13 protein-coding genes are annotated in these 11,995 nt (G+C 69.7%); 6 read left to right on the top strand and 7 right to left on the bottom strand.

Annotated elements, in window-relative coordinates; all coding sequences use genetic code 11:
• Positions 1-25: 25 nt before the first annotated feature.
• Both ABN034_RS03385 and ABN034_RS03390 read right to left on the bottom strand, forming a co-directional pair.
• Complete coding sequence (locus tag ABN034_RS03385; protein ID WP_349689478.1) at positions 26-1,312, bottom strand: alpha/beta fold hydrolase; 1,287 nt, start codon at positions 1,310-1,312, stop codon at positions 26-28.
• Between the two features lie 26 nt (positions 1,313-1,338).
• Positions 1,339-1,827, bottom strand: a complete 489-nt coding sequence (locus tag ABN034_RS03390) for a DinB family protein (RefSeq protein ID WP_349689479.1) — start codon at positions 1,825-1,827, stop codon at positions 1,339-1,341.
• A 196-nt stretch (positions 1,828-2,023) separates the two neighbouring features.
• On the opposite strand from ABN034_RS03390, the gene ABN034_RS03395 reads away from it, so the two are divergent.
• The gene (locus ABN034_RS03395) at positions 2,024-2,818 is read left to right on the top strand and encodes an alpha/beta fold hydrolase (RefSeq protein WP_349689480.1); all 795 of its coding nucleotides are present in this window, start codon (positions 2,024-2,026) and stop codon (positions 2,816-2,818) included.
• 74 nt (positions 2,819-2,892) lie between these two features.
• Here the strand turns inward: ABN034_RS03395 and ABN034_RS03400 are convergent, their stop codons facing one another.
• Both ABN034_RS03400 and ABN034_RS03405 read right to left on the bottom strand, forming a co-directional pair.
• Complete coding sequence (locus ABN034_RS03400) at positions 2,893-3,486, bottom strand: hypothetical protein (protein WP_349689481.1); 594 nt, start codon at positions 3,484-3,486, stop codon at positions 2,893-2,895.
• A gap of 36 nt (positions 3,487-3,522) precedes the next feature.
• Entirely contained in the window at positions 3,523-4,797 is a 1,275-nt protein-coding gene (locus tag ABN034_RS03405; protein WP_349689482.1) for a hypothetical protein, read from the bottom strand.
• A gap of 175 nt (positions 4,798-4,972) precedes the next feature.
• Between ABN034_RS03405 and ABN034_RS03410 the strand changes: the two genes are divergently transcribed.
• The 4 genes from ABN034_RS03410 to ABN034_RS03425 all read left to right on the top strand — a co-directional run bounded on the left by ABN034_RS03410 (position 4,973) and on the right by ABN034_RS03425 (position 7,812).
• The gene (locus tag ABN034_RS03410; RefSeq protein ID WP_349689483.1) at positions 4,973-5,422 is read left to right on the top strand and encodes a hypothetical protein; all 450 of its coding nucleotides are present in this window, start codon (positions 4,973-4,975) and stop codon (positions 5,420-5,422) included.
• A 161-nt stretch (positions 5,423-5,583) separates the two neighbouring features.
• Positions 5,584-6,201 carry an excalibur calcium-binding domain-containing protein gene (locus tag ABN034_RS03415; protein ID WP_349689484.1) on the top strand — a complete coding sequence of 206 codons (618 nt, stop codon included), beginning with the start codon at positions 5,584-5,586 and terminating at the stop codon, positions 6,199-6,201.
• 52 nt (positions 6,202-6,253) lie between these two features.
• Positions 6,254-7,210, top strand: coding sequence for a phosphotransferase family protein (locus ABN034_RS03420; protein WP_349689485.1), 957 nt, complete (start codon positions 6,254-6,256; stop codon positions 7,208-7,210).
• A gap of 83 nt (positions 7,211-7,293) precedes the next feature.
• On the top strand, positions 7,294-7,812 hold the full coding sequence (locus tag ABN034_RS03425; protein ID WP_349689486.1) for a pyridoxamine 5'-phosphate oxidase family protein: 519 nt from the start codon (positions 7,294-7,296) through the stop codon (positions 7,810-7,812).
• Between the two features lie 12 nt (positions 7,813-7,824).
• Here the strand turns inward: ABN034_RS03425 and ABN034_RS03430 are convergent, their stop codons facing one another.
• From ABN034_RS03430 to ABN034_RS03440, 3 genes are all read right to left on the bottom strand, one after another.
• A complete protein-coding gene (locus tag ABN034_RS03430; RefSeq protein WP_349689487.1) occupies positions 7,825-8,856 on the bottom strand; it encodes a DNA polymerase IV in 1,032 nt (343 codons plus the stop codon).
• 43 nt (positions 8,857-8,899) lie between these two features.
• A complete protein-coding gene (locus tag ABN034_RS03435) occupies positions 8,900-10,132 on the bottom strand; it encodes a multidrug effflux MFS transporter (protein ID WP_349689488.1) in 1,233 nt (410 codons plus the stop codon).
• Positions 10,133-10,588: 456 nt separating this feature from the next.
• Positions 10,589-11,263: an NAD(P)H-binding protein gene (locus tag ABN034_RS03440; RefSeq protein WP_349689489.1), complete on the bottom strand. Its 675-nt coding sequence runs from the start codon at positions 11,261-11,263 to the stop codon at positions 10,589-10,591.
• A gap of 157 nt (positions 11,264-11,420) precedes the next feature.
• Here ABN034_RS03440 and ABN034_RS03445 point away from each other — a divergent pair, with 157 nt between their 5' ends.
• Positions 11,421-11,909 (top strand): DUF6319 family protein, encoded by a 489-nt coding sequence (locus ABN034_RS03445; RefSeq protein ID WP_349689490.1) that lies wholly within the window; start codon positions 11,421-11,423, stop codon positions 11,907-11,909.
• The last annotated feature ends 86 nt before the right edge of the window (positions 11,910-11,995 follow it).

The raw sequence follows: 11,995 nt of genomic DNA on the forward strand, positions 1-11,995 counted from the left end.
GTCGCCCCGTCCCGTTCGGTGCCGGTCAGGGCGTCTGTCTCGCCAGCGTCAGCAGGTGGTCGAGAACGTTGCCCGTCCGCAGGCCGTCGTGTTCGTACTCGTTGGTGATCCACGGCCTCAGGCGTCCTACGGCCGCGGCGGTGGCGAGGGAGAACTCCCGGGCGACGTAGAGGTCGTCGTAGTAGACGGCGGCGAAGACCGGCACGTCGTTGGCGGCGAGCCGGTCCGGGTCGTAGAGAGGTGGCCAGTCGTCCTTGGCCGCCAACAGGTCCGCGACCTCGCGCAGCGGCACCAGCGCCGGAACCTCCTCGAACAGGTACGGATAGATCATCTCGCCGGTGAACAGGAACGGCGTTCCGGGATCGAGCGCGAACTCCGGACGCTGTGTATAGACCCGCTCGGCCGACCATGCTGAGGCGACACCCTGGCAGTAGCACGCCTCGTGCAGCACCGCGTACAAGGGGCCACTGGAGAACGGCGCGCTCCCGACGCCGACCAGGAACGTGTCGGAGAGCTCGGGACCCGACAGTCCGTCGACGAACGCCTCCTCGAGCAGGTAGTGCAGCGCGTCGAAGTCGCTTCGCATCCCCAACCGCATGCCGACGCCCTGGAAGCGGCGCGGGCTCAGCCGCTCCCCGGTCGGCAGGCGTACGTCGTGGTCGCGCAGGTGGTCGACGACGCGGACGCACAGGTCCCGGTCGTCGGGATGGCGGTCGAAGTACGCAAGGTTCTTCTCCACGGCCCGGGTGTAGGTCATCTGGTAGATCTCGTCCGGCGTGGCCGAGAGCGGCGGCAGCCCGCCCGTGACGAAGACCTCCCGCAACCCCTCCGGTGCGTACGAAAGGTAGGTGAGCGCGCAGAAGCCGCCGTAGCTCTGGCCGAGCGCGCTCCACGGCTCATCGCCCTGAAGCTCGCGGCGCAGCACCTCAGCGTCGCGGACGATGGCGTCGGCCCGGAAATGGCTGAGGTAGGCGGCCTGGTCCGCGGGCGTCCCCCGTCGTGGCAGCGTCTGCCGGTTGGCGGGCGTGGACAGACCGGTGCCGCGCTGGTCGAGCAGGACGACGCGGTAGTCCTTCAACGCCCGCGCGAGCCACCCCGACCGGTCGACCGGTCGCGGCCCCTTCCCGCCCGGCCCACCCTGCAGGAACACCAGGCGCGGCAGCACCGACGCATCGGGTTGCGTCGTGTCGACGACCTCGCGCGCGTAGACCTGGAGCTGCTCCCCGCCGGGGCGGTCATGGTCGAGCGGCACGTCGATGACGTACTCCGTGCACTCGAGGCCGCGCTGGCGATAGGACCGCGTGGTATTCATGTCATCTCCCTCGCTGAGGTCGCCGTTCACCAGAACTTGGTGCCGTCGAGCATCTCCCGGGTCGAGTCCGCGTGCCCACAGTGGTGGGCCGTCTCCTCGATGAGATGGAGAAGCACCCACCGGAGGTCGAGGCCGGGTATGGGTTCCCGTCCACCGAGGCATGGAGCGTCGAGACTCGGTGCGCCACGGACGGTCGCGTCGGTGCGGATGGCCCGCTCCTCGTACGCAGCGACAACCTCCGCCAGCGTGTGGTCTGCCGTCGGCACGAACTCCTCCTCCGACCGGGACACCTCCTGGCAGAGATAGCGACCGTCGATCCAGCGCCACTCCACATGGGTGAGGTGGTTGAGCACACCTGTGACGGGGATGAGCTTGCCGGCGGGCGTCCAGCGCGCTTGTTCCTCCGTCAATCCCTCGGCGGTCTTGAGCACCTTGGCACGCTCCCCGCGCAAGAACCCGAGCAGCACCTCGCGCTCGCCGGAGCGGGGATCAGGGTCAAGGGTCAGGTTCCTCATCGGCGGCCTCCCGGTTCTCGGCTCAGGCCACGGACTCTCCCGGCGAGTGTCACCGGGCGGCGTGTCCTGCGCTCCGGTTATATCTCCCGACTCCCCCAGCGCTCCACCGGCCCGCGCGCCTGCCGGCGACGTGCGTACGGAAAAGATCCGCTCCGCGTGTCGTCAACAGGCGGTCCCGTCCGCTTTGATGTCCGACATGACTCTTCGGTGGGAGCCACTGGGTCCGGCGCGCGGCCGGGTGGTGCTCCTGCACGGCGAGATGTCACACGCGGCGACCTGGTGGCGGATCGGACCGGCGCTCGCCGGGCTCGGCTGGGACGTCACCGCGCTGGACCTCCCCGGCCACGGCGAGCGACCACTCCTCAACCGGCCGTTGCACATGCCGGCCATCGTCCAGGGAACCTCCGAACGGTTCCCCGGCAAGGTCGACGTCCTCGTCGGCCACGGGCTCGGCGCCATCGTCGCGCTCGTGCTGGCCAGCCGGTACGTCGATCTCACCGAGGCGCTGGTGCTGGAGGAGCCGCCGGGCGCCCGGACCGAGGACCGCGAAGCGTTGGCCGACTCGATCGCCACGGACTCCGCGCTCGTCCACTCCGACCGCGACCAGCTCATGCGGAGGCTGCGCCTCGCCAACCCACGCTGGTCCCCCGAAGACGTCGAACACGCCGTCGCCGGCATGGCCGCGGCCGATGTTCCTGCGATCCTCGCCGGGCTTCGCGCACCCCGTCCGTGGGACCTGCCGACGTTGGTCGCGACTCTGCGCGCCCAGGCACTCGTGTTGGCCGCACCGGACGAACCCGACCCGCTCGGCAGTGGTCGGCTGAGCGCGCTGCGCGGTATCGATCGCCTCGCCGTCGAACGCGCCCTCTCCACCGAACGCTTCACGGTCCTGCCCGGCGGCCACCACCTTCACCGCGATGTGCCCGACCTGTGGGTCAAGACGTTCAGGGAGTTCGTCGACACCGTGCACCCGCTCCGTGACACGCCCTGAGCCGCAATCTCGAAGCGCCGCAGGCTTTCTGGTCGGTATCCAGCTCGCCTCGAGCGAGCTTGCGGCGCTCGTAGCTAGTACAGCGAGGTCGACAGGTCGCTGACGATCGCTTCGACCGTTTCCTTGGGCGTCTGACCACTCGAGTCGAGCCAGAGACCTCGACGAGGCGTTTCCTGGAGGGCGCGTTGCATCGAGGCGACCGCCGCTTCGAGAGTCATGCCAGGCTTCTGCCAGTCTCGGTAGGAGTTCTTGCCCCTTCCGATCTCGCGCTCCACGATGGCATCGATCGAGGGGTTGAGGACGACCAGGTGACGCTCGGCGTTCCTGATCGAGTCCATCCACCTGTGCACGTCGGCACCCAGGATGATGTCGGTGTAGACGAAGTCGAACCCTGACTCGACGTAGTGCTGTGCGACGAGTGCCGCCGCGTCGTACCGCAGCCCCACCTGGCGGACTGCTTCAGGGTGCCGCGCTGGTGTCATGTCCACGTTGCCCGCGACGACCATCCGATAGAAGACATCGCCGTCGAACGCGGCCGCGAGAGGCCCGAGGCCGGCAGCGAGCAATGGCCCGATCGTCGTCTTTCCCGCCGCCTGCATCCCGGTCACCATCACGACTTTTCCCACGGTGACGAGCCTGCCACACACCAGGTGCCCGATCGTGAGCATGGTTTGGGCGTTGGATTCGTGACCAACCCAGCGTTGTCAGCTCACCGCGCTGTGTGCCCGGGCGCGCAGCGCCGTGAGTGCCGCCGGCCTGCCCACCTCACTCAAGCTCCTCTCCAGGCCACCAACCCGACCATCGGCGAAGCCGAGCGCGACTGCGCGACGGAACCATCCGACAACGACCTCATAGGCCGCGCCCTCGGGTACCAACCGGCCGTGCCGATCGCGGAACTCGGGCGCGACCGCTTCGTGAGCGAGCGCGCTGAGGTCGTCGAGCGTGCACGATCCACGGAGCATGACCGCGCACGCGATCTCGCCCACCCGGATCTCGAAGGGGGTCGTGCCGAGCCACGCGACCGCCGACACCTCCCAGAACCGTCCCGGTGCTTCCCGTAGTGCCCGGCACCGGGCGGACGGTCGGAGCTGGTCGCGACGCTTGGTGAGCAGCCGGTGTTCACGCAGGAGTTCGTGCAGTTCGAGCAGCGGCGCCAGGTCGGACTCCCTCGTCGCCCGGAACGGCGGCGGACTCCATCCGAAACGCTCATCGGCGGCCTTGACGATCGACGGCGGCAGATAGCCGCGCTGGGTGAGGCGTACGCCTTGTCCGATCTGGTCCAGGAGCCACACCAGAGGAGCCGGCTCCCCCTCGGGCGCCGGCAGCGGTTCCCGCAGGAGTGGCTCGATCTCCCCCAGGATCACGCAGCGGGCCGGTGTGCCCGTCGTGCTCCACTGCTCACGGCGAAAGCCGTGGATCACATCGACAGGACGCTGCGCGTCGAACAACCGGGTCGGCGTGGTGAGCCACCGGTCGGTCAGGGCCTGCTGCCGCTGGCGCCAACCGGCCGTTCCCGGAACGTAGTCGCCGGCTACCACGGCCGCTTCGAGGACGCGCCTCAGCTCGTCGTGGGCGTGCGTCTCCGGTCCGCTGTGCCTGGATCCCCACACGAGCAGATCGGTGTCGGGGGGCATGGTGCCGGTCTTTACATACGCCGCCTCGGCGGCCTGGGCACCGTCATCGCCCGAGCGGGCATGTGCGGCGAGGATCTCCCGGGTCTCATCCGATCGGGCCAGGACGGCGAGGGTCGGTCGCCCAGCCAGATCGAGGACCTGCGCAGTCGCCTCTGCCACCTGCGGCCACTGGGCGGGGGAAACCGTCCACCTGGTGGGGAGGTCGAGCCAGAGCAGCCGCTGGACCTCTGCCTGCCCAAGCTCACTGAACTCCATCGCGTCGCCGACCAGCCACTCGACCACCAGGCGGGCATGGCCCGCCAGCTCCGCTGGCACGCGCGCCAAAAGCAAGTCGTGCCGACCCATGACCTGAGTGCGCTCCCTTCTCGTCCGGATGACGTACGACGCTCACCAAGGATCACACAGAGCCCCACGGACCCGTCCAATTCCCGGTACGCCGCGACGTGATCGGTCGTCGCGACAAGGCCCGGTTGTGGAAAAAGCTCACCAAGCCGACCGGAAAAGGCGCACCATCAAAGACATGCGAACTCAACGGGGGGAGTTGCGCGACCCGGCCGCCGCGCTCGCGGGCATCGCCCGGCGTCACCGGCTTCGCGCCGGCATGGTCATCATCGGTCTCGTCGAACTTCCCGACACGATCCAACATCTCCTCGACACGGCCGTGCTCGCCCTGACAGACAGAACCACGGACGAGATCCGACACTGCGCGGCGGCCGTCCGCGACACGGCCGAGCGGCTGTTCGGCCCGCGGGTCAGTGTCGGCCCGCCAAGGCATTCGTTCCTGACGGTGATCGTCCGGAGCGGGCCGCTCGAGATCACCGCCGCCGACCGCCGATGGCTCGAGGGATGGCGTCAGTCCGGGCACGACGTACCAGCCTTCGACGGTCATGTGATCCTGCTCACCGAGCAGGGGTGGCGCACCGCTGACGACAGGCAGCGCGGCTATCACCCGACCCTCGCCGTCGGCTGACCACGAGCGGCGCGGGCGTCGACGCTCGCCTCGTACGGCCGCGGACCGCCGTTGGATCACACACTGCGCGGCTGACCGGACTTGCCACGATGTGAGCAAGGGCCTGCGGAGAGGAACCGTGACGCCTAAGATCACCACGGTCCTCGTCCGGGGAGACAGCCATGGCCGATCGCTACAACCCGCCACCGAACTGGCCACGCCCGCCCGCTGACTGGACCCCTCCACCCGGCTGGAAGCCCGACCCGTCCTGGGGTCCTCCGCCGTACGGCTGGCAGCTGTGGATCGACGACTCCCCACCCCGCGCCAGGTTCGGCCGACGACCGCTCGGCGTCGCCCTCGGGTTCGTCGTGGGCGTCACCATCCTGCTGGCTTACGTCTTCGTCTTCTCCGCACCCGGCGAGACGAATGTCGTCACCCTCGATCCGGATGACCAGCCGGCTCGGCGCACGCCGAAGGCTGACCGCGACGCCGATCGTGGTCCCGTGCCCACCGCGCGCCAGGCGCCGGCGCCCTACTCCGCCGATCCGCACCCTCCTCCGACCTCACCGAAGGAGCCACACCGGGACTCCTCGGCGGGCCTGTCGACACCCTCTGAACCGTCCGATTCCGGAAACGACTCGCGCCACGACCGGTCGCGGAACTGGCCACACGACGTCGACCCCTGGTTCGTGAACTGCCGGCGGGCCAGGGAGAGCGGCTACGGGCCGTACTACTTCGGCAGGGACATCGAGTACTTCTGGTACCACGACCGGGACGGCGACGGCGTGGTGTGCGAGTGACGGCGTAGCCCGAGCGTGAGCCCCGCAAGGAAAACCCACCGCGGGTGTACGTATGAAACTGGCAGGATCGGCCGGCGTGATGGGCGCTCCCCCGCCGCCGGACCTCTCCGGCGGTGACTACGGCGATCGACTGGGCGACGTCGGGTTCTGGGCGCCGTACGTAAGGGAGGTACTCCGCCGCCACGGCCATGCGGACGGCGATCTGGTGGCCGGTTTCGTCGGTACCTATCCGACGTTTCTCGCCGGACCGGTCGTGGTGAAGCTGTTCGGCTGTTTCGGAACCTGGCGCGCCGACCACGACGCCGAGCTGGCCGTACAGCAACTCCTGAGAGGGCACCCGAACATTCCCGCGCCGGCGCTGGTCGCCCACGGCCAGCTCTACGACGGCGCCGATCCCTGGCCGTACCTCGTCACCACCCGGCTCGCCGGCAGCGCCTGGCGCGACCTTCGTCCGTCGGCCTCCACCGGAACCAAGCTGGCCGGAACGGTCGGCGAGATCATCCGGCAGGTTCACGACCTGCGGGTGCCCGAGGCGGCGGGTCTCCAACGGGACTGGCTCCGCGACCACCGGCCCGGCACCGCCGAGCGGCACCGCGCATGGGGCACGCTCCCGGAGCACCTGATCGACCAGATCCCCGACTTTCTCTCTGCACCGTCTCCCCACCGCCGGCTGGTCCACGCCGACCTGACCGAGGACCATCTCTTCGTCGACGGCGGCCAACTGGTCGGCATCATCGACTGGGGCGACGCCTTCGTCACCGACCCCTACTACGAACTGGCAGCCCTCCACTTCGGCGCGTTCGAAGGCGACAAGAGACTCCTCGGCTCCTTCCTGGCGGGCTACGGGTGGCCGGTCGACGACGCGTTCTGCCGCCGGGCCATGAGTGTGGCGCTCATGCACCGGTTCGACGTGCTCACCGGCGTGAGGGACATCGCACGAGGGCGCGAGGTCGCGACGCTCGACGACCTCGCCGTCCTCCTGTGGGACGTCAGCGCGAACCCTGGGTAGGACCCAGGGGCGCCCGGACCGATGAGTTTCCGGCTCTGGACGCGTCTACGTCACAGGACGTACCCACGAGGAACGGAGAGACGATGGCCGCCAAGCCGCCGACGACCGACCTGGATGCGAGATTCAGCAGCGAGGACGCGACGCCGACCGGGTGGGCGGAGGCATGCGGGCAGTTGGAGACGGCGGGCGTGTACTGGCTGACGACGGTACGCCCGGACGGACGCCCCCACGTCACGCCCCTGATCGGGCTCTGGTTGGACGACGCGTTGTACTTTTGCACCGGCTCGGAGGAACGCAAGGCGAAGAACCTCGCCAGCAACCCGCACTGCATCCTCACGACCGGCCGCAACGACCTCGACGAGGGCTGCGACATCGTGGTGGAAGGCGACGCCCGTACTGTCGAGGACAAGGCTCGGCTGGACCGGATCGCCACCGGCTACGAGTCGAAGTACCGGCACCACTTCACCGCGCCAGACGGAACGTTCCACGGCCTCGCCGACGCGATCCGGCGCGGCGACGTGCTCATCTACGAAGTGGCGCCCTCGAAGGCATTCGGGTTCGCCAAGGGCCGGCCGTTCAGCCAGACCCGCTGGCGCTTCTGAGGGCGTTCCCCTTCACCTGGTCTCGAACTCGGCCCGTACGCCGAGCAGCCGGACCGCCCGGCCCGGTTCGAACTTCGCCAACGCGGCGAGCGCCCCCGCCTCGATGTCGGCGGCGTCACTCGTCGGCGCTGCCAGGGTGACGCTTCGCGTGTGGGTCTGGAACGGTGCCCATCGGACCTTGACGGCGACCCGCGCGGCGGGTCGGCCCTCGGCCACCACGTCGTCGGCGACCCGGTGCGCGAGCGTCACGACCTCCGTGCGTACGGCCGACCAGTCGGTGAGGTTGGTCTGGAACGTCGTCTCCCGGCTTCGCGACCGCGGGACGTACGGCGTGCCGACGACGGGTGACCGGTCCTCGCCCCGGGCGATCCGGCGGTACCACGGGCCCATGGTCGGCCCGAGCCGCCCCGCCAGCACGGCCGCGTCCGTCCCGGCGAGCTCGGCGACGGTGTGGGCACCGAGGTCGGCGAGCTTGCGGGCGGTCTTCCGGCCGATCCCCCACAGGGCGTCGGTCGGGCGTTCGGCCATGACCTGCCACCAGTTGGCCTCGGTGAGGCGGAAGACGCCGGCGGGCTTGGCGAAACCCGTCGCCAGCTTGGCGCGCAGCTTGTTGTCGCCGATACCAACCGAGCACGCGAGCTGGGTGTTCGTGCGTACGGCGTCGGCGATCTCGGCCGCCATCGCCTCCGGGTCAGGAGTGTGCACCTCGAGGAACGCCTCGTCCCAGCCCATGACCTCGACGACGGCCGGGAACTCCCGCAGGGTCTCCATGACCTTCTCCGACGCCGCGTCATAGGCCGGCGGGTCCGAGGGGAGGAACACCGCGTCGGGGCACCTTCGCGCCGCCGTCCGCAACGGGATGCCCGACTGGACGCCGAACTCGCGGGCTTCGTAGGACGCCGTAGCCACCACGCCGCGCTGGGTCGGGTCACCGGCCCCGCCGACGACGACCGGCCGCCCGGCGAGCTCCGGCCGGCGGAGCACCTCGACCGCCGCGATGAACTGGTCGAGGTCGACGTGAAGAACCCACCGTGGCGCCACCACGCCTGTCAGTCTGCCCGATCCGGCCGGGCACCGAGGCCGGCCGTCAGCGAAGGGCTGGTTCGGCCGCCTCGACCGGGCTCCTGGATCTCCGGTGCCGCGCGCCGCGCCTCGGCTCTCCCGGAGCCAGCAGCGTCGCGATCACGCTCATGCCGGCCACGCCGGTCACCATGACCACGGCCATGGGAACGGCGCTGCCCGTACCGGCCAGGCCGATGACAGGGCCGGCGATGCCTCCCACCACGAACTGGGTCATTCCGACAAGTGCCGCTGCGGTCCCCGCCGACTCGGGATGGCGGTTCAGCGCGAGGGCACCGGAGTTCGGCAGGACCAGACCGAGGCTCGTCATCACGACCAGCAGGGGTGCGGCCAGGCCGATGATCCCGAACGCCCCTGTCGCCGTCGTGAACAGCATCGCGATCGCCCCGGCCGCGGTGATCGGCAGGACGGTACGCAGGATCACGAACGGCGGCACCCTGAGGACGAGCCGTGCGTTCAGCTGGCTCGCGCAGACCAACCCGACCCCGTTGAGGCCGAAGAGCAGGCCGAACGTCTGCGGCGAGACACCGTAGACCTCCTGGTAGGCGAAGGAGGACCCGGAGACATAGCCGAAGATCGCGAGGAACCCGAACGCCGAGATCGCGCCGTATCCCAGGTAGCGCCGGTCGGACGAGACCCGTCGGTAGCCGCGCAGGGTGCCGAGGATGCCGCCGCGCTGGCGGCGTTCGCTCGGGAGCGTCTCGCTGACGAACGCCACCACGACGAAGGTCATGATCCCGCCGAAGCCGGCGAGTGCCCAGAACAGCCCACGCCACCCGGTGAGACCGAGGATCTGGCCGCCGAAGGTGGGCGCGAGAACAGGCGCGACGCCGATGACGAGCATCAGCCGGCTGAGGACCCGGGCGATCATCGGACCTTCCACCAGGTCACGGACGAGCGCCTGGGCGAGGACCATGCCCGCCGACCCGGCGAAGCCCTGCAGGAACCGGCCGGCCAGGAGGACCTCGATCGTGGGAGCAAGTGCGCACAGCACGGAGGCGGCCGTGAAGCCGATCATGCCCGCGATGAGCGGGCGCCTGCGCCCCACCGCGTCAGACAGTGGTCCGAGGAACGCCTGGCCCGAGGCGAGACCGACCAGGCAGGCGGTCAGGGTGAGCTGGACCATCGCCTCGCTGGTGTGCAGCGCACGGGTCAGCTCCGGAAAAGCTGGGAGGTACAGGTCGATCGACAGCGGCCCGATCGCGGTGATCGAGCCGAGGAGGAGGACCAACAACGGCATCCGGGCAGGTCTTTCTCGCAGCGTTGGGTCGACAGCGCCGACGGTGGTGCGCACAGGTGGTCTCCGAAGCTCTGGCATCGCGCGCACGGATGGTGGCGATGGATGCCTGACATATGTGTGCCGTGGTACGGCAAGGGCGTGGCGATGGTGCTGGAACGGGAGGCAACGCCGCCCGAGGTCGTCTCAGAAGAAGGAAAGGGTGGGCGACACTGCCCACAAGGGCTTCAGCTCTTCTCTTACTCCGGCCATTCCGCTTTGTCGAAGTGACTCAGGTCACTTTGGACACGGTCGTTCCGAACACAGGTCCCTGTGGGACGGCTCGAGGTCGCACTCTTCAGCCTGTCGGTGCTTCCGGTTAACCTGCCCGCAACGCCGTCGTTCTTCGCGGTCCGGCTTCTCGCAACAGCCACACGATGCTCGAGCCGCGCGAGGCGCGGGGCCCTGCCGATCGCGCTGTCAAGGCAGGCTTGTCACCGCGGACACGGCATCCGGGATGGGCGTGTCGCCGCTGGTGAGCTCGAGGACCAGACCCGCGGTCGCGGGCGCCTCCAGCAACGCCACCAGGACGGCGGCCACGTCCTCGCGTGGAACCTGGCCGCGTTCCACGTGTGGGGCGAGGCATACCCGCCCGGTGCCGGGTGCGTCCGTGAGCCCGCCCGGACGCAGGATCGTCCAGTCGAGGTCGCGCGTCCGCAGGTCCTCCTCCGCGGCGAGTTTCGCCTTCAGGTAGGCGACGAACACCTCGTCCATCCCGGGCGGCGACGCACCGTCGCGGACCTGCTCCACTCCCATGGACGACACCTGGAGGATTCGTCGTACGCCGGCTTGTTCGGCGGCCTCGGCCACGAGCACCGCGGCGGCCCTGTCCACGGTGTCCTTGCGGGCGGCACCACTGCCTGGGCCGGCACCGGCCGCGAAGACGGCGGCGTCGGCACCGGCAAGCACGTCACTCACCGCTTCGACGGTCGCCTGCTCCAGGTCGAGCACGATCGGAGCAACACCGTGCGCGCGAAGGTCCGGTCCGTGCTCAGGATTGCGGACGATGCCGATGAGGTCGTCACCGCGATCAGCGAGCATCCGGCCCAGGCGCAAGCCGACCTTTCCATGGGCCCCAGCAATGACGACGCGCACAGTCGTTCCCCCATTCCCTACGCCTGCGTTCCCAGCTCTCCACCGGTCCAGCGTTTCACCGCGACACGCAAGAGGATCTTGTCGAACACACGTTCTACCCACTGCTACAGTGAGCGCCGCACCCGACAAACCTATGGCAGGACATCAAGGAGCGCTGATGGTGGATGTGACCAAGCAGGACGAAGCCGCGGCGGTGGCGGCTGCGGAGACCGCGGACGATCGAGGCGACAGCTCGCTCGACGTCGCGTCCAGCCCCGGTTCCGCGAGCGGCGGGAGCGACGCGGCTCCGGCGACAGATGCGTCCGAAGCTGCCGATCCGGCGGGGGCGCGACCCAGGCGTGGGAGGCCTCGCAAGGGCGCTGGTGCGAAGCCGCAGGGTGTCGAACTCGTCCTCACCGTGACCGGTACCGCGGAGGCCACCGACTGGCAGGCCGAGGTCACCCATGGCGGCAAGCGGGTGGTGAAAGCTTTGCCGGTGCCGGCAACGGCGGTCGCCGCCGCCGCCAAGGACCTCCACCCCGACATCGCCGAGGCGATCGAGTCGGTGCTGAGCGCGGCCCGGGACCGGCAACGTTCCCGGGTCGAGCAGTTGCAGGCGGAGTTGGAAGCAGCCCAGCGCGCTCTCGCCGATCTCCAGGCTGAGTAGCACCTCCGACGTGGGTCGGACCCGGGCCGGACTGAAGCGCCGACCCGGGCGACCGTCAACCGTGCGCCGCCCGCACCGCAGGCGGT

This window comes from Actinopolymorpha sp. B11F2 (assembly GCF_040195635.1).
Classification (GTDB): Bacteria; Actinomycetota; Actinomycetes; order Propionibacteriales; family Actinopolymorphaceae; genus Thermasporomyces.

What these genes read in the sequence shown, in the direction of transcription:
- ABN034_RS03385 (WP_349689478.1), bottom strand. Translation starts at nt 1,312, where the DNA reads ATGAATACCACGCGGTCCTATCGCCAGCGCGGCCTCGAGTGCACGGAG.
- ABN034_RS03390 (WP_349689479.1), bottom strand. Translation starts at nt 1,827, where the DNA reads ATGAGGAACCTGACCCTTGACCCTGATCCCCGCTCCGGCGAGCGCGAG.
- ABN034_RS03395 (WP_349689480.1), top strand. Translation starts at nt 2,024, where the DNA reads ATGACTCTTCGGTGGGAGCCACTGGGTCCGGCGCGCGGCCGGGTGGTG.
- ABN034_RS03400 (WP_349689481.1), bottom strand. Translation starts at nt 3,486, where the DNA reads ATGCTCACGATCGGGCACCTGGTGTGTGGCAGGCTCGTCACCGTGGGA.
- ABN034_RS03405 (WP_349689482.1), bottom strand. Translation starts at nt 4,797, where the DNA reads ATGGGTCGGCACGACTTGCTTTTGGCGCGCGTGCCAGCGGAGCTGGCG.
- ABN034_RS03410 (WP_349689483.1), top strand. Translation starts at nt 4,973, where the DNA reads ATGCGAACTCAACGGGGGGAGTTGCGCGACCCGGCCGCCGCGCTCGCG.
- ABN034_RS03415 (WP_349689484.1), top strand. Translation starts at nt 5,584, where the DNA reads ATGGCCGATCGCTACAACCCGCCACCGAACTGGCCACGCCCGCCCGCT.
- ABN034_RS03420 (WP_349689485.1), top strand. Translation starts at nt 6,254, where the DNA reads ATGAAACTGGCAGGATCGGCCGGCGTGATGGGCGCTCCCCCGCCGCCG.
- ABN034_RS03425 (WP_349689486.1), top strand. Translation starts at nt 7,294, where the DNA reads ATGGCCGCCAAGCCGCCGACGACCGACCTGGATGCGAGATTCAGCAGC.
- ABN034_RS03435 (WP_349689488.1), bottom strand. Translation starts at nt 10,132, where the DNA reads ATGCCGTTGTTGGTCCTCCTCCTCGGCTCGATCACCGCGATCGGGCCG.
- ABN034_RS03445 (WP_349689490.1), top strand. Translation starts at nt 11,421, where the DNA reads ATGGTGGATGTGACCAAGCAGGACGAAGCCGCGGCGGTGGCGGCTGCG.